Source organism: Culturomica sp. (assembly GCF_003524185.1).
Lineage (GTDB): Bacteria > Bacteroidota > Bacteroidia > Bacteroidales > Marinifilaceae > Culturomica > Culturomica massiliensis.
This window is the reverse complement of sequence record NZ_DOED01000021.1, coordinates 35,938-53,911: the sequence shown is the minus strand read 5'-3', so window position 1 is coordinate 53,911 and position 17,974 is coordinate 35,938. Positions and strand designations below refer to the sequence as shown.

At 44.3% G+C, this 17,974-nt stretch carries 16 protein-coding genes; 13 read left to right on the top strand and 3 right to left on the bottom strand.

Going from position 1 to position 17,974, the window contains the following annotated elements; genetic code table 11:
- From DD657_RS07930 to DD657_RS07920, 3 genes are all read right to left on the bottom strand, one after another.
- Positions 1-413, bottom strand: a 413-nt coding sequence (locus tag DD657_RS07930) for a M91 family zinc metallopeptidase (RefSeq protein ID WP_287049478.1), incomplete at its 3' end; no start/stop codon positions are given.
- A 166-nt stretch (positions 414-579) separates the two neighbouring features.
- A complete protein-coding gene (locus DD657_RS07925; RefSeq protein WP_287049477.1) occupies positions 580-1,110 on the bottom strand; it encodes a hypothetical protein in 531 nt (176 codons plus the stop codon).
- Between the two features lie 4 nt (positions 1,111-1,114).
- The gene (locus tag DD657_RS07920; protein ID WP_287049475.1) at positions 1,115-4,303 is read right to left on the bottom strand and encodes a DUF6443 domain-containing protein; all 3,189 of its coding nucleotides are present in this window, start codon (positions 4,301-4,303) and stop codon (positions 1,115-1,117) included.
- A 692-nt stretch (positions 4,304-4,995) separates the two neighbouring features.
- Here DD657_RS07920 and DD657_RS07915 point away from each other — a divergent pair.
- From DD657_RS07915 to DD657_RS07855, 13 genes are all read left to right on the top strand, one after another.
- Positions 4,996-5,517 (top strand): Pvc16 family protein, encoded by a 522-nt coding sequence (locus DD657_RS07915; protein WP_021987712.1) that lies wholly within the window; start codon positions 4,996-4,998, stop codon positions 5,515-5,517.
- A 183-nt stretch (positions 5,518-5,700) separates the two neighbouring features.
- Positions 5,701-6,351, top strand: coding sequence for a hypothetical protein (locus DD657_RS07910; RefSeq protein ID WP_021987711.1), 651 nt, complete (start codon positions 5,701-5,703; stop codon positions 6,349-6,351).
- A gap of 82 nt (positions 6,352-6,433) precedes the next feature.
- Positions 6,434-7,924, top strand: coding sequence for a phage tail sheath family protein (locus tag DD657_RS07905; protein WP_021987710.1), 1,491 nt, complete (start codon positions 6,434-6,436; stop codon positions 7,922-7,924).
- Positions 7,925-8,055: 131 nt separating this feature from the next.
- Positions 8,056-8,508, top strand: a complete 453-nt coding sequence (locus tag DD657_RS07900) for a phage tail protein (RefSeq protein WP_021987709.1) — start codon at positions 8,056-8,058, stop codon at positions 8,506-8,508.
- Positions 8,508-8,975: a phage tail protein gene (locus DD657_RS07895; protein WP_068689822.1), complete on the top strand. Its 468-nt coding sequence runs from the start codon at positions 8,508-8,510 to the stop codon at positions 8,973-8,975. Before DD657_RS07900 ends, DD657_RS07895 begins: the two co-directional genes overlap by 1 nt.
- A 161-nt stretch (positions 8,976-9,136) precedes the next feature.
- Positions 9,137-9,304: a DUF5908 family protein gene (locus DD657_RS07890; protein WP_021987707.1), complete on the top strand. Its 168-nt coding sequence runs from the start codon at positions 9,137-9,139 to the stop codon at positions 9,302-9,304.
- 264 nt (positions 9,305-9,568) lie between these two features.
- Positions 9,569-10,231, top strand: a complete 663-nt coding sequence (locus DD657_RS07885) for a CIS tube protein (protein WP_021987706.1) — start codon at positions 9,569-9,571, stop codon at positions 10,229-10,231.
- The gene (gene vgrG, locus DD657_RS07880; RefSeq protein WP_118774043.1) at positions 10,224-11,999 is read left to right on the top strand and encodes a type VI secretion system tip protein VgrG; all 1,776 of its coding nucleotides are present in this window, start codon (positions 10,224-10,226) and stop codon (positions 11,997-11,999) included. Before DD657_RS07885 ends, vgrG begins: the two co-directional genes overlap by 8 nt.
- Before the next feature lie 11 nt (positions 12,000-12,010).
- A complete protein-coding gene (locus DD657_RS07875; protein ID WP_287049471.1) occupies positions 12,011-12,508 on the top strand; it encodes a hypothetical protein in 498 nt (165 codons plus the stop codon).
- A gap of 4 nt (positions 12,509-12,512) precedes the next feature.
- Entirely contained in the window at positions 12,513-12,815 is a 303-nt protein-coding gene (locus tag DD657_RS07870; RefSeq protein WP_068689816.1) for a PAAR domain-containing protein, read from the top strand.
- A gap of 202 nt (positions 12,816-13,017) precedes the next feature.
- Entirely contained in the window at positions 13,018-13,425 is a 408-nt protein-coding gene (locus DD657_RS07865) for a GPW/gp25 family protein (protein ID WP_287049468.1), read from the top strand.
- Between the two features lie 153 nt (positions 13,426-13,578).
- Positions 13,579-16,962 (top strand): baseplate J/gp47 family protein, encoded by a 3,384-nt coding sequence (locus DD657_RS07860; RefSeq protein WP_287049466.1) that lies wholly within the window; start codon positions 13,579-13,581, stop codon positions 16,960-16,962.
- 43 nt (positions 16,963-17,005) lie between these two features.
- Complete coding sequence (locus tag DD657_RS07855) at positions 17,006-17,725, top strand: hypothetical protein (RefSeq protein ID WP_287049465.1); 720 nt, start codon at positions 17,006-17,008, stop codon at positions 17,723-17,725.
- The last annotated feature ends 249 nt before the right edge of the window (positions 17,726-17,974 follow it).

The window sequence follows — 17,974 nt, the reverse complement described above, 5'->3', positions numbered from 1 at the left end:
GCATATTTTTCGCAATGGGGAATTCTTATCACACCATTTTCTGTATTGATAGTTATCCAAGGTGATCTGTCGATAGTTCCATTCCAGGCATCCTGAATATGTGCTGCTTCATGCCCCAAACCAATATAGGGAGGTCTGGTTGTATTTCCTGTCTGGTCAGGACCTCCTGTCGTGGAATTCGGATCCCAGATAATATATTTTCCGTTCGGATCCCAGATAATATATTTTCCGTTCGGATCTGTAGAATTTTTTTGATTGCTTCTTGCTCTTCCTATTTCAACAATATTTGTTGAATTCATTAAATTATTTACTAATTTTTGTCCATTAGTTCCGCTTCTCAAATTTTCCAAAGCAATTGTTAATTTTGTAACAAATTGATCGTCTCCGGTATATAATTGTCCTTGATTATTCACAAATCCATAATTACCATTCACGTCTTTACCATAATAATAGGTTATGTTTCTTGTAATTCCATTTTCAGTAGCAGTGACTACAGTTGTTATACTATCTCCTCTTAAATCGATGTTTCCTATCGGGTTGTTTCGTTTGCGATCTTCTATTTAGTCTAATTAAAACTTATTATTTCCAGCGATCGCGTTCAATATTAAAAAAATTTTTAAAATAAAGACAATTGATTTTATATTGATTATTTCTAAAAATTATTCGAGTAGCAAGAATTATATCGGAAGGAAGCGTTCCATTTTTTAGTTCTTCTTTTTTTATTTCTTCAAAATTCCATTCGGATACTAATTTCATCATATAATTTGTAAAAGTTTGTTCATGTGTAATTTCGGTCGTTATTCCAAAATCGTCTAAGTTAACAGATAGAGTATCTGATTTATTCCAGATCATAGAATATAAAGAAGCGTCAATTTCTCTGTGTATTTGAAGAATAAAAATTGTATCATTCCTAGGAATGATGACCATTTTTTTTAAAAATTCAGAACTTTTTCTCAATTCGTAATAACGATTAATATCTTTACACTCTGAAGCTATCATTGAAAGTTGCTTCTTTTTTATATCTTTAGATATTTTATTCCAATTTTGTCCGGATACATACATAGTTATTAGCAACAGACATCCTAACAGAATGATAAACTTTGTCTTCATATTATTAATATTTATGAGGTATTGCAAAAATTCTAGTTCCTGTAATCGATACAGTCTTTGTATAAAATCGGCTGAATCTTGTTCCGGGATATAGAATGCTTGTAGAATTAATTCCTGGACTATAATGACTTCTTAAAGGAAGGCCATGTTCTGCCCTTAATTGATTCTCAATATGGGTAGCATATTTTTCGCAATGGGGAATCGTTCTATTTTTTGTACTACCTGTTATCCAAGATGATCTGTCAAGGGTTCCATTCCAGGCATCTTGAATATGTGCTGCTTCATGTCCTAATCCAATATATGGCGGTCTGGTTCTATTTCCGGTTTGGTCAGGACCTCCTGTCGTGGAATTCGGATCCCAGATAATATATTTTCCGTTCGGATCTGCAGAATTTTTCAATGAACCTCTTGCTCTTCCTATTTCAACAATATTTGTTGAATTCATTAAATTATTTACTAATTTTTGTCCATTAGTTCCGCTTCTCAAATTTTCCAAAGCAATTGTTAATTTTGTAACAAATTGATCGTCTCCGGTATATAATTGTCCTTGATTATTCACAAATCCATAATTACCATTCACGTCTTTCCCATAATAATAGGTTATGTTTCTTGTAATTCCATTTTCAGTAGCAGTGACTACAGTTGTTATGCTATCTCCTCTTAAATCGATGTTTCCTATCGGACTGTTTCCGCAATACACGTACGGACTTAAGCTATAGTATTTTTCGGAAAGCGGGTCGGCATTGAACCACCTTCCCAGCAGAGCGTCGTACATACGGGCCCCGTAGTCCAGGAAACCGAGGTTGCCTACGGTTTGCAGCTCCTTTCCGTTGTATTTGAAACGGTTGGCGGCCAGCTGGGGCAGTTCGCTTCGCGGCTGTCGCTGCCCGAAGGCATAGTAGTCGTTTGCTTCCAGCAGTTTCCCGTTTCCGTCGATGACGGCGCGTATACTTCCCAGATGGTCCTTCAGGTGATAGCAGATGCCGCTGCCGTCTACCGTTCCCTCTCCGAATATTCCGCATTCAAAAATGTAAGAACTCCCCGTACACATATACACCAGGCTTCCCAGGTATGCATATCCTTTCCCGTCGCTTGCGGTCACCCTGAGTTTGCTGCCTGTATAAGCGTATTCGTATTCTGCCTGCAAGCCTGTACCTTGTTTAACAGAATGTATCAAATTTAGGATATTATATTCGAAATTCAAATTTTTGCGGCTGTCTTTTATCAGGTTTCCGTACACATCGTAATCGTATGTCGCGGTGGCGGCATTTTGGCGCAGATAGATGTCTCCCGTTGCCGGGGTGGCTGCTTCCGTAAGACTGCTGAGTCGGTTACCGCTGTAGGTGTAGGTGAGGTTGTCGACGAGGGCGCCGTTATTGAATCGTTTCAGTGACAGTATGTTTCCGTTTTTATCGTATGCGATTCCCTGTTCGGCATATTTGTTTACCAGAACGCCGTTTTCGTAATGGTTTCCTCCTGTAAATCGTCCTGCGCCGTCGTAATTGAACGTATATGTCTGCTCGGGCTCTGTCCTGTAGCTGCATGTCCATTCCGCAATATCGCCGGCATAACGTGGAGTTGCTTTCAGTGGTTTTTCATACCTGAGTCCGATCCGGAACAGGGGTGATTCCCGGCTTGTTGTTCTTCCCTGTATGTCGTAGCTTATTTGTTCGGTAAGAATGTCCTCACCGTAACTCCGTTTTGTCAGTTGTCCGGGTGCATCGTATCCGTAACCGACTTTTCCCCTGTAGGCTCCGTTGAGGAATATTTTTGCGGACAGCAGCCTGCTGGCGTGGTCGTATGTATTTCTCTTTTCGAGAGTAGTTTTAAGGCCTGCTACGTCATGTTCTTCGCATTCGGCGGTAATATTGCCTACGAAATCGTAGGCGTAGGAATACCTGCTGGTGCCTCCGAGGTGGTTTTTCTCTGTCTGTTGAATGATGCGTCCTTTTTTGTCGTAATAGAAGCACCTTTCTATGTAGCGTGGTGATATGCCCGCTTGCTTCTCAGTGCTTCCGTCCAGTATGCGCTCTTTTTCGTATGTCAGCAGACCGTTGGTACGGGTATCGTATGAAGGGTCGTATCCGGTAATGGCAGTGAATGCGAGTCCCGTAACGGAGGGGTAGGTGTCGTATGCCCGCTGCAATACCGTTATGCTGTTTCCGTTTGCGTAGCAGTAGTATTCGTTCAGCAGCCGGTTGTGTGAGTCGTAGGTTGTAGTGAAATGCCTGTTGTCCTGGTCGCGTGCCACCGGCAGACCGGCGTCATTGTATGTAATTTTTTCGGGAGCGAGTCCGGGCAGGCTACGTTCCGTAACGTTTCCGCGTTTGTCGTAGGCATAGCGGTAGCAATAGGCGGCTATCTCTGAGGCGGTAAGGACGGCTTTCCCTCCCAGGGCCGGGGGTATGATGCATACGGGCCGGCCGAAAGTGTCGTAGATATAATAGGTGTCCAGAGTATTTCCGGAAGAGATGCAGAGCCTTTCAAGTACGGTATTTCCCCTGTGGTCGGTAAAGGTTACCTTTCGGCGGTTGTCTTCGTCCGTAGTTTCCTGTTTGTATAAATATCCGGATGGATAATAGCCTGTGCCGTTGAGGGAGCCGTTGTCGTATGTATAAATCCGTACCTCGTTTGCCGTGTTCAGGGCGTAACTGTAGCGTAGGGTATGTCCGGCGAAGAGGCGGAATGCGTTTCCGGGGCGGCTGCTTTCTATCAGGCGTGCGGCCCCTGATTGTTCGTATCGTTTTTCTGTATATGCACAGGCATCTCCCTGGGTCTGTCCGAATATTCCGGCATAATAGTTGTTTTGGGCTTCCTGTGCGTTTTTTGTGTATAGGCCTTTGTCCGTGGTGCCCTGATAGGGGATATAGTCTTTCACACCCTGTCGGTTGCAAAAGTCGGGTATTACGGGTTTTATCAGGTCTAGCCTTGCGGGTGTGGCACCTGTTTCTACGGTTTGAATGCATCTTCCGAGTCCGTCGAAATAATTGATAGTTGCTTCTGCTTCCGATAATCCGAGTCTGCGTGAAATGGATTTTACCGGCAGGTGTGGGCGGTAGTGTATGGTGTAGTTCCGGTCGGAAGAAGGTGTGATAGTGTGCAGTGGCGGAAGAGGGATCAGGGAGTCTGGTTTGGCTTGTCCGGGTGCAATCAGTGCGTGCATTAGAAAGAGTAAACAAGATGTAGCTTTCATGGCAATAAGGATTTAAGTGAAGAAACAGAAATGTTGTTTTTTGATTATTATTTTTCGCTATTAAATTTAATGGGTAAATGTGAATAATATTCAGATCAGAACACACAAAAACCTTATCACTGTCATTGTAATGTATTGAAAATCAATAGCTATTTTTATAAAAACCTTATCAATGTAAAATGGCCCTGTTTTTTTCGTGCATGAACAGCGTGAAAATGCCTTTTCTTGTTTGCTGGATAAAAACGGCCGTCCGTTGATGTAGCACTTTAGCCCCGTCCCCGAGTGCTACCCGGGTGCTATTTTTTGAATGTGAGACGTTGGTTTGTAAATAAATAACATGGGTTGTATAATAGGTGATGTGGAGATATTTGAGGGAGTAGGGAGGGTGAATAAATGTTTAAAACCTTTTCGAAGATATTGGGAAAGTAAAAATGACCATTGGGAGATAATATTTCGTGGTAACGGATCGGAAGCTTATTTTTAACGTAGTGATAGTAGCACTTTAGCCCCGTCCCCGGGTGCTATGATGTTGTTTAGAGGGGAATAAAGGTCATTGGGAAGCGGGAAAGGGAGATTGGGAAATATTATTTCATTCAGGGAATAATGGAAATTATTTTTGATACGTGGATGGGGGATTTAAGCGGGAGAGATGTGAAGGTGCAGTTTTGCATATGGCTTTAAAGAATGCGGAAATGATAGATAAGGTTTTGGTGTATATAGCGGAAGGTTTGGACGGTTATCTGGGGAATCTTTATGAGGAACCGGCAGGACTGGCAAAGGTCGGAGGGCTTGGGGGAGAGGAAGGAGAGGTGCCGAACCAGATGGTGGTTGCGTTGTTGAATGTGGAGCGGGAAGGGGCGATGGGTATTTCTGCAGGGTTTCAGACCGAGGGAAAAGGTTTTTTGCAGAAGATGCCTCCCTGGTATTTGAATATGTATTTTGTGGTGGCATCGGTTTTTGAAGAGAAACGGTATACAGACGGGATAAAGATGTTGTCGGAATCGATCAGTTATTTACAGCAACATCCGGTTTTTTCCCCGGGGATCGGAAAAAAGTTTATGATAGAACCGGTGACCTTGAGTATACAGGAACTGACGAACGTATGGAGTATTTTAGGGGGACGGTATTATCCTTCGGTGGTGTGTAAGGTGCGGATGTTGAGGTTTGAAGGGGACGATATCAGCCGGATGGTGGGAAGTGTGAGAGGAAAGTGAGAGGATGTTGATTTACGATTTATGATTTTTGATTGAATGAAGGATGGTGGGTATTTTAGATTTTAAATTGAAGAGTGGGGTTGGTAAGAGAAGCGGGAGTATTTTTAGATTAGGTAAGAATTGATAGGTTGGTGAATTGGGAGAGGGGGCCGTGAGAATTATGCTTTTTATTCGGGAGAAATTATGGACAGGATAGATTTAACAATGGAGCGGTTTGAGGTGTTGGTACGTTGGGAGGTGTGGCACGATTATTTCGAGGGTGGGGTATGCAGGTGTGTGGAGTTGATTCCTGACAGGCAGAGTATGGGGTTACTGAAACGAAGAGATGTGAAGTTTAAAAAACTGGAAACGAATGTGTGGGGATTGGTGGGGAAAAAAGATACGGTGTGGGACCCGGAGGATGAGGTGATACTGGAAACAGAAATAACGGATTCTTTTTTTGCCTGTTATACGGATGGGAATTTGCCGGAAGAAGTAAGATGGTCTCCCGGGGGAAAAGAAAAGACTGAATTGAGGTGTAAGGCGAAATGTCTGAAATGGGAATATGTAATATTGATGAAGGAGTGGCGGCCCGGTTGTCAGTGGGAATTGAAAGAAACGACAGGAAAAATGGAGTTCGGAAATGAAGGGATGATCCGAATGAACGGACGTCAGGGATTTCGGATGGTAGCGACGGTTCCGGTGATGTTACGGGAAAAATACGATTATACGATCCGGTTGAGCGAGCGGAAGTCGTTTGGGAATAAGGTGATATGCAAGCAATTACCGTGGCCGGTTCCCGGCCGGTTTCCGGAGTGTGGAGAGGGATGTGTGAGACAGATAGTAGTGGTATAGTTATTATCGGATAGGATGGAATATAATTATTTACATGTTTGTAAATTAAATAAATGCGAGTAGTAATTTAAATTAAAAGTGTATGGCAGCAATGAAAACACCAGGCGTTTATATTGTAGAAAAAAACGCTTTTCCGAATTCGGTCGTCGAGGTGGCGACAGCTGTTCCGGCTTTTATCGGTCATACCGAAAAAGCTATGAATGGGAACAAATCTTTAATCAATAAGCCGTGGCGTGTTACGTCTATGGCTGAATTTCGCTCTTATTTCGGCGGCGAGCCGACTCCTGTATTTGAAATTCAGGAAGCGGAAGGTACTGAACCGGAATTACTGTTGAACGGCAAAGGGTATAAAATGCAACAATCGAATACGGCCTATACGTTGTATTACAATATGCTGCTGTTTTATGCCAACGGTGGCGGACCGTGCTATATCGTTTCTGTCGGAGATTATACGATGGATTTCGATGCCGAAAAGTTCACCGCAGGTGTTGAGACTTTGATTAAGGAGCAAGAGCCGACAATGGTGTTGGTACCTGAGGCGATTTATCTGGAAAAATCAGCTTGCGTGGCTTTGCAGCAGGCCGTATTGGCCCATTGCGGTCTCAAAATGAAAAATCGTTTTGCTTTGTTGGATATTTACAACGGCTACCGGAGCCGTCAGGATCCGGAAGGTGATCCGGTAAATGAATTCCGGGAAGCCATTGGCAGCAATCATCTGGCTTTCGGAGCTACGTATTATCCGTGGATCAATACGTCAGTGGTATCGGAAAAGAGCATTACTTATGCAAATGTGGATGTTGCAAAACTGAAAGAGTTGATCGAGGCTGAAGTGGCCGAATGGAAGGATGAAAAACGGCAGGCACAGATTGCCGAACAGTTGCCGAAATTGGAAGATGCGGAATTGGAGCAGGTTGATAAGGATTTATTGCATACTGTGTTATTGCAAAATAGTCTGGTATACCGTTCCGTATTGAAAGAGATACGGCAGAAGGTAAACCTGTTGCCTCCGGGGGCAGCTATGGCGGGTGTTTATACGATGGTAGACAATACCCGTGGAGTATGGAAAGCGCCGGCTAATGTTTCGGTGAGTAATATTGTAGCACCGGCCGTAAATATTTCACACGATGAACAGGAGGATCTGAACGTGCCTTTGTCCGGCAAGGCCGTGAATGCAATCCGGACGTTTACAGGTGAAGGTATCAAGGTATGGGGAGCCCGTACATTGGACGGTAACTCGCTCGACTGGCGTTATATCAATGTAAGACGTACAATGATTTTTTTGGAAGAGTCGGTTAAAAATGCTGCCCGGGCCTATGTTTTCGAGCCAAATGAAGCGAATACATGGCTGAATATTAAGAGTATGATTGAGAATTTTCTGAGAGGTATATGGAAACGGGGCGGGTTGGCCGGATCGGTTCCGGAAGATGCTTATAGTGTGCATGTCGGTTTGGGAGATACGATGACACCGGAGGATATTCTCGAGGGAATTATGCGGATTACCGTGTTGGTAGCCATCACTCGTCCGGCTGAATTCATCGAGATCACTTTCCAGCAGCAGATGCAGAAGAGCTGATAATAGATTTGGATTTACGATGCTGTATTGTCGTATTCAATGAGCAGAAGTAAACCGGAACTGTTGTCACTCGCTGGGATACAGGTCTTTTAAACAGAAAAAAGAATTATTCATTTTTAATTTATAGAATTATGGCAGGAGAAGCACAAGACAGTGTATGGCCGTTACCTAGTTTTTATTTTAAGGTAGAAATCGACGGCATAGGGGAAATCGCATGCAAAGAGGTATCCGGTTTGGATATCGAGGCGCAGATTATCGAGTATCGTCACGGTAACAGCCCGGCTTTTTCAACGATTAAAATGCCGGGAATCAAGAAATCGAGCAATGTCAGTCTGAAGAAAGGCGTATTTGCCAAGGACAATAAGTTCTTCGATTGGTTTAATATGATCAAGTTGAATACTATTGAACGGAAGCCTGTTACAATCAGCTTACTGGATCAGGACGGCAATCCGACAATGGTGTGGAAGCTGGAAAATGCCTGGCCGACGAAGATTACAGGTGTTAGCCTGAAGTCTGATGGAAATGAGGCTGCGGTAGAGTCTTTGGATATGGCTCATGAGGGCTTGACAATAACCAACGCATAATGGCAAAAAAGGCTGTTACTACATGGGCGCCTCCTGTCTCCTTTTATTTTAAAGTGGTGTTTCAGGGGGCACCCAAAATTGAAGATGCCGGTTTTATGGAAGTTTCGGGATTGAAAGAAGAAATGGAGTTGACGGAGATACAGGAAGGTGGAGAAAACGATTATTTCCATCAGGTTCCCAAGCGGGTAAAACATGGTAATCTGGTGTTGAAGAGGGCTTTGGAGGGATTGGATAATGGATTGGAAAAATGGATAAAAGAAACCATAGAGGGTGGCTTTGCCCGGAGAATAAAGCCGAGAAATATCGTAGTTATGTTGCTGGATGCAGAGGGTAAGGCTTTACGTTGTTGGTGGTGTTCGCATGCGTATCCGGTGAAATGGGAGGTGAGTGCGTTCAGTTCCCAGGAAAATAAACTGGTTATTGAGACGTTGGAATTGTGTTATAATTTACTCGAGAGGAAAAAATAGAAAAAGCGATATATCGGGGAGCTAAAGAAGGGGAGAAGCAAGAACGTAATAATTAAAGTCAATGTCCGCTTTAAGTCCTGAATTGTAGGTCTGAAATTCAGATGGTCCTTATTGTTTCTTCGCTTCTAAGTTCCTTGTGTTAAACCTGGAATAATCCGTGTATGACGATTGTAATTAAAGAGATTGTCGTGAAAGCGACGGTGGAAAACGAACGCAAGGAACGGCAAACGGAAGTGGTATCCGAAGAATTGATTGCCCGATTGAAGGATGATATTTTGAGAGAGATTCGGAGTGCCCGGTTAGTGGAAGCAGGAAAAAAAGAAAGGTAAAATAAGTTTTGGGTAGAGAAAAGGCTGTCAGTCTGTTCGGAGAATTGAAGCCGTTATAAATTTACGATTTTTGATTTACGATTTTAGATAAATGAATCTGACAATGAATCAGGTTGCCAAACAATTTAAAATCTGTATCAACCTTTTATATTGTGGATTTTGATTTACTGTTTTCTCTTTTTTGTAGGGGGGGATTGTGGGTTCAATCTAAAATCCAGAATCGTAAATCTAAAATTTATATGAACGTTTTTAGACTGATGTATTATGGAAAAGATGAAATTGACGGGGTATTCCGATAAGAATTTTAAGAATGAGATCGGGAATATGGTGGTGCAGATTGTGCCTAAGGAATACAAAGGGAAAAAAGGAATAAAATACGAAACCGGACAGGAAGGAGGGCAGAATGTACAGTCGCCTGCATTTACAGGACAGCAGAATGAAGAGCTTATACTCGATTTTAGTTTTGATTGTACGGGTGCGATAGAGGGAACGAAAGACAGCGATACGATCGAGAGTAAGCTAAAACAACTCGATAGTATCGTTTACCAGTATAATGGGGATAAGCATGAACCTTCGTATGTGCAGGTAGCTTGGGGGACATTTCTTTTCAAAGGCCGGTTGAAGGAGATGCAGACAACGTTCGGATTGTTTACGCCGGAAGGAGTTCCGTTACGGGCCAAGGTAAATTTGACTTTTATTCAGTTTGTCAGTGCGGAGAAAGCTGTAAAACTGGCTAATAACCAGTCTCCCGATATGTCGCATTTGGTGACTTTGAAAGACGGGGATTCGATTGCTATGTTGTGTCAGAAAATATACGGGGATTCGACTTTGGTAGATGAGGTAGCCAAGATAAACGGACTCTGTGGTTTCAGGCGGATAAAACCCGGGACACTATTGTTGTTTCCACATTTGAGGAAAGATGGCTGATTCTCCTGCAAAATATAAGGATGAAGTACTTTGTTATACGGTGTATAGCGAAGGAAAGAAGGTCGGTGAGAAGTTCCGGTTGACGGAGGCGGAGGTACGTTTGGGGGTGAACCGGATCGGAAAGGCGACATTGTGGTTCGAGGCCGGGGATATGGCGGCCCGGACTTTCAAAGAAGCTGATGTTGCGGTATTTAAGCCGGGGGCTACCGTAAGATTGGATTTAGGCAGAAAGGAAGAGGAGAAAACGGTTTTTACCGGAAAGGTGGTGAGTTTGAATCTGGATATTGCTCCCAACCGGCGTTCCCGGATGGTTGTCGAATGTCGGGACGATTTGTTTACGGCTACATTGGTACGCAAAAATAAGGTTTTTGAAAAAATGAAAGACAGTGAAATTATCTCGGAGGTGCTGGGAGCTTATGGATCGGTAGATGTGAAAGCAACGGATTTCAAGCATGCTGCTTTAGTACAGTATTATTCCTCGGATTGGGATTTCGCTTTGTCCCGTGCGGATGCTAATGGTATGTTGGTAGTGATGAGAGACGGTAAGGTGTCGGTTGGGAAACCCGATCCGGGTGCTAAAGCTGTTTTGACGGTGACTTACGGTGTGGACTTGATCGGTTTTAACGGAGGAGTATCGGCAACGGAACAGGTACCGGCAGTGGAGGCTGTAAGCTGGGATCCTACTCAGCAAAAAGTTGTAACGGTTACTTCTTCTGCTCCTGTTTTGAATAAGCAAGGGAATATCGATTATACGGAATTGGCGGGAGAAGATAAATTGTTACTGCAAACGGATGCTCCGACGGAAAGTGGGGCTTTGCAGGCCTGGGTGGACGGTTTGGCACAGAAGACCGGGTTGGCCCGGTTTCGGGGGCAGATAACGTTTCATGGTAATGCGGCGGCTGTGCCGGGGTGTATTATCGAGTTGGCCGGATTGGGGGAGCGGTTTAACGGGAATGCTTATATCGGTTCGGTAGAGCATGTCGTTCGCAATCACGTGTGGACGACGAAGGCGGAAATGGGCTTAGCTCCCGAAGGAATTACGGAAGAGATGGATGTGGTGGCTCCTCCTGCTTCGGGGTGGCTGCCGGGAATAGAAGGGTTACATATCGGTAAAGTGAAAAAACTGGATGAGGATCCGGCCAAAGAACAGCGGATTTTGGTGGAGTTGCCTTTGCTGAACGGAAATAAAAATGACGTATGGGCCCGGTTGGCTCATCTGTATGCGGGGAACGGTATCGGTAGTTTTTTTGTACCCGAGGTGGGCGATGAGGTCGTTGTCGGTTTTTTCAATAACGATCCGGTTCATCCGGTAGTTTTAGGTAGTATGTACAGTAGCAAGCAATTGCCTCCTTATGAATTGAAAGCGGAGAATTATAAGAAAGCCGTAGTGACCAAAGAAAAAATGAAGCTGGAGTTCGATGAGGAAAAGAAGATCATCACGTTGGAAACACCGGGTAAGAACAGTATTGTCATTGATGACGACGGGACGCAAATCAAGCTGGCTGATCAGAATAAAAATGAGATTATCATGGATAAAGACGGTATTACACTGAATTCGGCGGGTAAGATTGTGTTGAAAGCAAAACAGGATATTTCCGGAGAAGCTACGGGGAAAATCAGTATGGCAGCTAAAGCTGATGTCGAGTTGGATGGAATGAATGTGAAAGCCACCGCAAAGACCGGATTTACGGCGAAAGGAAATGCTACGGCTGAACTGTCGGCTTCCGGACAGACGACCGTAAAAGGGGGTATGGTGATGATAAACTAAGTATATATAGTATGATGGAAAGAAAATTTGTGTATAACCAAAATCTCAAGAGGACGTTGCAGACAAGAAATGTTTATCCTGTCCGACAATTGAAAAAAATCGTAGATAATCGTGCAAGTATGTTGAGGCAGTTTCAAATGTTAACACAGTTTAGGGCCAATCCAGCTGTAGCAGCGCCTGCGGGTATTCCTGCAGCTTCTTTGAATTACCATGCAAGTACAGAACACGTCCGTGATTCGGATACATTTGCAGCATTGGCTGGCCATGGATTGAATTTTGCAAATAATCAGGGAAATCAGGCTGCTGTCTTGGCTTTTATTAATGCGAATCCAACAAAAAATAATGGTATTTTCCGTAATATTTTATTGGATGGAGCAAGCAACCCTAATCCGAGTCCAAGGAATCCTTCTCAATGGTTGGGATATGTTGTAAAGCGCAATGGTAGTGTGATTGTAACACATATCGGACCTTTTGGAGAAAGTCCGAACGGGCTAGCTGCCCAATTATAAGATTATGCCACCGGCAGCGAGATTGACAGATATGCATACTTGTCCGATGCAGACACCGGCTTTTCCTTCTCCTATACCGCATGTGGGAGGGCCTGTGATCGGACCGGGAGCACCTACCGTTCTGATCGGAAAAATACCGGCGGCGGTGATGGGAGATAATTGCGTGTGTGTAGGGCCGCCGGATGTAATCGTTAAAGGATCGGCAACGGTGATGATTTGCGGAAAACCGGCGGCCCGGATGGGTGATCAGACGGCTCATGGCGGGGTGATTACAGTGGGGTGTCCGACGGTGCAGATTGGAGGATGAAGGGGATTTATAATTTACGATTTACGATTTACGATTTTTGATTTTTGATTTACGATTTTTGATTGGTGCGGGTAGTATGGTAGGGATTGGGGTAAGATTGGTGGTTTAGGATTTAAAATTTTAAATTGAAATACAGGCAAAGAGTTTTAGAAGCACAGAGCTATTCTGATTTTAAGTTGAAATATTGTTTTACGGATAGATTATGATGAATAAGTCGTTTTTGGGAAAGGGATGGAGTTTTCCGCCGGAGTTCAGGAGGGAAGCTTTACCGAGCACAATGGTGACGGAGGAAGAGGATATCGGACAAAGCCTGCATATTCTGTTGGCAACGCGTCCGGGAGAGCGGGTACACCGGTTTGATTTCGGTTGTGGGATATACCGTTTCGTACACGAAGAGATGACTGTTACAAATCAGACTTTGTTGAAAGAGTTGATTGCCGATACCGTATTGATGTATGAGCCGCGGGTAACTCTGAACGAGGTGACTTTCGATCTGGAATCGATATACGACGGAGTTTTGATTATTTGTCTGGATTATACGGTGAGACGTACTAATTCGCGTTCGAATATGGTATTTCCTTTCTATTTGCGGGAGGGAACGGCGTTGTAGGATTTACGATTTGTGATTTTTGATTTACGATTGAGGGAGGGGATTTATTGGTGGGTTTGAAAAGAAGCAAGAGAAGTTTTTGATTTACGATTTATTGATGGAAGGATAAGTGGTATGCGGGTTTGATGGTTGGTAAGTTTAAGAATTTGGATTATGAATACACTTTGGTATACGGATGGAACGGATCGGCGGCAGTTTGAAGGGAGGAAAGATATTCCTTGCCGGGTTGCTATGATTGAAGACGATTATCGGGTGCTGATGGGGCGGGTGATGGATATGGCCGGGAGTATCCGCTATTACAATTTGAAAAATCAGCCGGAAGGATATTGGCGGGAATTGTTTCGTTATCAGCCTTTGGCAATCTTATCGGAGATTGAAAGGACAGATATTCATGAACTTGAAAATCGTTTTCTGAAGTCGGGGAGAAGGCAACCGGAGATGATGCTCAAGCTGGCGAAAGAATTAATGGGGCGTTTGGATGATTGGGAATTGCGGTTGGTGTATTATCCTCTTTTGCAGTTGGCAAAAGATTTGTCTTCCCGGACAAAATTCCGTTTACCGGAGGAAAAAGATGAATTGAAAAAATCATTCTATGCTCTTTTAGGAACGGTGAGGAAACTTCAGGTGAATTACGAACGTTACCGGGAAGAAATCCGGACATGCGGAGAGAATGATCCTGCTGCGGCTTTGCTGGATTCTTTCCTGCGGAATTACGAAGAGATTGCAAACCGTTTTAATGCCCGTTGGCAAACCTGGCCGGATTTTTATTTCCGGGAGATTTTACATGCCGGGTGCCGGGGAATTGTACCCGATCGGGTTTGGTTGTCCGTTGTGCGCGTTCCGGGTTCCGGTTGTGTTGTCATACCCGAAGCAACTGCTTTTGTTGCCGGTAAAAATAAGGGGGGAGGAGCGGTGTGTTACCGAAGTGTGGAAGAAGTTGTCGTAGAAGATATGAAATTAGCGCAGTTGCGTTCTTTTTTCCAAGAAAAGGACGGAGAACGCTATCCGGCTGCCCGCCTGGGATTTGTGACCGCCATATCGCAGAATACAATAGATCTGGAAGATATCGGCGATCATCAGAAACTATTCGGGGAGGCATCCGATTCCCGTTTGGAAATGGGGTTGATGATTTGTTCTTCCATGCTGTTGTTACGTGAAGGAAGGCGGAGATTGACGGTGTCGTTTTACCTCACAGAAGAGGGGAGCGGATATTTTCAGAAGATATTGAATCAGGTAACGGAAGGTGCGGAGGAAAAGTCCGGGGAATCGGTTGTCAAATTATTGAAAGATGCTTTCTGTCTCGATATTACGACGGGAAGCGGTTGGGAGCGTATTGAAGAATATGTGGCGACATTCCGGGATGAGCAGTGTATTAGTCTGTTGTTTTGTTTGGATAAGGAGTTTCCTGCAACAGCCAGTGGAGATATTTCGTTGCATGGTGTACAGACGCAATGGCCTGTGTTACGTATCCGGATGAATCCGGAGGCGTGGCTTTTTCCCTATAGTTGGATGTCTGCTGTAAAATGCAACCGGGTAAAATTGAATGTAGAAGTAGCAGGACTTTCAACGTTGAAATTATACAATAATATCGGGGAGTTGGATACCTCTACTCCTTTTTATCCTTTCGGTGTACAGCCTGCGCGGGGAGCTCAGGTTGTTTTCGGTAGTTATGAGATGGCTGTGAAACCTTTACAGAAAGTGAATTTGTATTGTAAATGGTTGCAATTGCCTTCCGGACCGGAAGGTTTTTACGGACACTACCGGGAATATGGGCAGCAGATCGACAATTATTCTTTCCGGGTGAGGACGGAGTGGCTGGACGGAAAGAAATGGAAATCGGATCAGGTTGGGATACAGGGGCTGTTCGGTTCTCCGGGAGACGGATATTCGACAGCAAAAGGTGCTTTACCGGAGGAAAGCCGGGTAAGTTGGTCTCCGGACGGTAATATACCTGTTGCAGGAGGGAATGAAGATCGTTATGCTTATGGAATGTCGTCGTCCGGTTTCTTTCGGATGGTGCTGGATGAGCCGGAAATGGGTTTCGGGCATGCATTGTATCATACTTTATTTGCAGAGGTGATGATTGCAAATGCTCATCGTAAACGTCCTTTGCCTGCACCTGTGCTACCGGTATCTCCGTTGATAGAATCGGTGGAAGTAAGCTATGAGTCGGAAGAAGAGCTTTATTTTACGGCCGGTCAGAACAGGGGAAATATCCGTTTGTTTTATATGGATTCGATGGGATTTTCGACTTTGGAGAGTATCGGCTCGGATGCCCCTTTTTATTTGGCGAAACGTTTGGGGGAAGCGGGGAATCTGTTGTTTGGATTTACGAAAGCTGTCGGAATAGACCGGATTCGTTTTTTTGTGGATATAGCCGCTGTGAGACAGGAAATCGATCTTCGGGACGACGAAAGGCAGAATCTTTCCCCGGTTTGGTATATCCGGCAAAAAGAAAACTGGATCAGGTTAACTCCGGACGCGCTTGTCCGGGATACAACGGGTGGATTTATCAGCAGCGGAATTGTCGAATTGTTGTTACCCGTCCCGGTGGCAGAAGATTGGCTGGACGAAAACGGCATATTTTGGCTGGGGGCACAGTTCGGTTGTGATGTCATTAAGCAGGTTGCGGTAAAAGGGTTTTATACAAATGTCGTAGAGGCTGTTTTAGATACGGATACTGTCGATTCAGACTGGGAATGGGATGGAGAATTACCGGAAGGAACAATTACAGCTGCCGTTAGAAACATACCGGGAGTGGCTGATATCCGCCAAATAGTATCCGGTAAGGGAGGCCGAAAAGAAGAAGATGAAGAGACTTTAAAAATCAGGATGATCCATCGGATTCGCCACCGCAACCGGGTTGTAACTCCCCGGGATTTTGAGGACCGCATTATGGAACAGTTTCCTCAAGTTGCTAAAGTGAAATGTTTGCCGGGATTGGATAGTAAATATATGAACAGGCAGGGGATTGTCACTTTGGCAGTTGTTCCCCGGTTACAAAACGGTGTGGGTTTTCCGCTTTGTACTCATGATTTATTATTGGAGATCGAACGTTTTTTACAGCCTTTGGCCGGAGCTTTTGTGCAGGTTGACGCTATAAATCCCCTGTACGAAGAGATGAAGGTGAGATGTAATATCGGGATCGGACCGGGATGGAGTGCGGCAGAGACGATACTTCGGTTACGAAGGCGTATCGATGATTTGATTGTACCTTGGAAAAACAGTGACGGTATACCGGTATTCGGTTATCGTTTCGGTTTGCAGGAACTGAAAAACCGGATTATGGAAGATGAAGGAGTATCGGTTTTACACGGTTTATCGGTGTTGCAGGTGTGCCGGGAAGGTAGAAAGTTATACCGTTTGGGTGAAGTCGGTGATCAGTCGGACGGCGATCAAAAGATCGGGGCTTCTTGTGCCTGGGGAATTCCTGTGCCTGCACCGGTACATTTGATCCGTACGGATAAAGAGGATATATGGCGTCCGGAGGCCGGTATCGGAGAAATAGGTGTAGAAGAAACATTTATTATAAGATAAGGTGGATGTAACGGAGGAAAGCATAACGTATTAAAACTGGATTATGGCTAAAGCGAACAGGGAAACATTGAAAGGTTATTTCAGTAATGGGAAAATGCCTACCGGCAGTCAGTTCGGGGATTTGGTGGATTCTATGCTGAACATTGTGGATGATGGCATGAATCGTACGGAAGGTAACGGATTGCAGCTTTCTCCTTTGGAGGAAAACAGTCCGGTATTGGAATTTTATTCCGGTATTCTGGACGATAAACCTTTGTGGGAAATCCGGGTCGATCGTAAACGGGAAGCTCTGGAATTGAGTATAGGAGGGGATGATATTCCGTTATTGACTCTTTTCCCGGACCGGAAGATCTCATTGAACGGTGATGTCGAAGTGTCCGGTACTGTATCGGCTGCCGGTTTTTTGGGAAATTATCGTTGCGGGGAGGTGCTTGCAGATGGGAAATGGTATGATGTTACGGACGAGGATGAAGCTAATCCGTCGGGTTGCCGGGCTTATCGCATTGTAGCCGGATGCGGACGTAAAGGCAAAGGTAAATATGCTTTAACAGAAGCAACGGCCATACAATGCTATGGGGAACATAGAAAGGTCTATTATCGTCAATCCTGGTTCGGTATGCATTTCAACCGTTTGAAGTTTCGCTGGCATCAGGAAGGAAAGGCCTGGCGGTTGCAGATGCGTAGCCGGTGTAATTACGGGAAAGAGGCGGTGATACGTTTCCGGATTACGGAATTATGGCAGGATTATTATATGGGAGAATGAGGTGTTTTGATTTACGATTTTAGATTTATGATTTACGATTTTGGTACGGGATGGTTTGTAAGTGGTTTAGGTAAATGAATGCAGGCGTTTTGATTTACGATTTTAGATTTATGATTTACGATTTGGATACGGAATGGTTTGTAAGTGGTTTAGGTGAATGAATGCAGGTGTTTGATTTACGATTTTAGATTTATGATTTACGATTTTGGTACGGGATGGTTTGTAAGTGGTTTAGGTAAATGAATGCAG

Bases quoted from the DNA above. Each gene is read 5' to 3' on its own strand.
- DD657_RS07860 (WP_287049466.1), top strand. From the start codon at position 13,579: ATGAATACACTTTGGTATACGGATGGAACGGATCGGCGGCAGTTTGAA.
- DD657_RS07925 (WP_287049477.1), bottom strand. From the start codon at position 1,110: ATGAAGACAAAGTTTATCATTCTGTTAGGATGTCTGTTGCTAATAACT.
- DD657_RS07870 (WP_068689816.1), top strand. From the start codon at position 12,513: ATGCCACCGGCAGCGAGATTGACAGATATGCATACTTGTCCGATGCAG.
- DD657_RS07895 (WP_068689822.1), top strand. From the start codon at position 8,508: ATGGCAAAAAAGGCTGTTACTACATGGGCGCCTCCTGTCTCCTTTTAT.
- DD657_RS07900 (WP_021987709.1), top strand. From the start codon at position 8,056: ATGGCAGGAGAAGCACAAGACAGTGTATGGCCGTTACCTAGTTTTTAT.
- DD657_RS07865 (WP_287049468.1), top strand. From the start codon at position 13,018: ATGATGAATAAGTCGTTTTTGGGAAAGGGATGGAGTTTTCCGCCGGAG.
- DD657_RS07905 (WP_021987710.1), top strand. From the start codon at position 6,434: ATGGCAGCAATGAAAACACCAGGCGTTTATATTGTAGAAAAAAACGCT.
- DD657_RS07875 (WP_287049471.1), top strand. From the start codon at position 12,011: ATGATGGAAAGAAAATTTGTGTATAACCAAAATCTCAAGAGGACGTTG.
- DD657_RS07920 (WP_287049475.1), bottom strand. From the start codon at position 4,303: ATGAAAGCTACATCTTGTTTACTCTTTCTAATGCACGCACTGATTGCA.
- DD657_RS07910 (WP_021987711.1), top strand. From the start codon at position 5,701: ATGGACAGGATAGATTTAACAATGGAGCGGTTTGAGGTGTTGGTACGT.
- DD657_RS07915 (WP_021987712.1), top strand. From the start codon at position 4,996: ATGATAGATAAGGTTTTGGTGTATATAGCGGAAGGTTTGGACGGTTAT.
- DD657_RS07885 (WP_021987706.1), top strand. From the start codon at position 9,569: ATGGAAAAGATGAAATTGACGGGGTATTCCGATAAGAATTTTAAGAAT.
- DD657_RS07855 (WP_287049465.1), top strand. From the start codon at position 17,006: ATGGCTAAAGCGAACAGGGAAACATTGAAAGGTTATTTCAGTAATGGG.
- vgrG (WP_118774043.1), top strand. From the start codon at position 10,224: ATGGCTGATTCTCCTGCAAAATATAAGGATGAAGTACTTTGTTATACG.
- DD657_RS07890 (WP_021987707.1), top strand. From the start codon at position 9,137: ATGACGATTGTAATTAAAGAGATTGTCGTGAAAGCGACGGTGGAAAAC.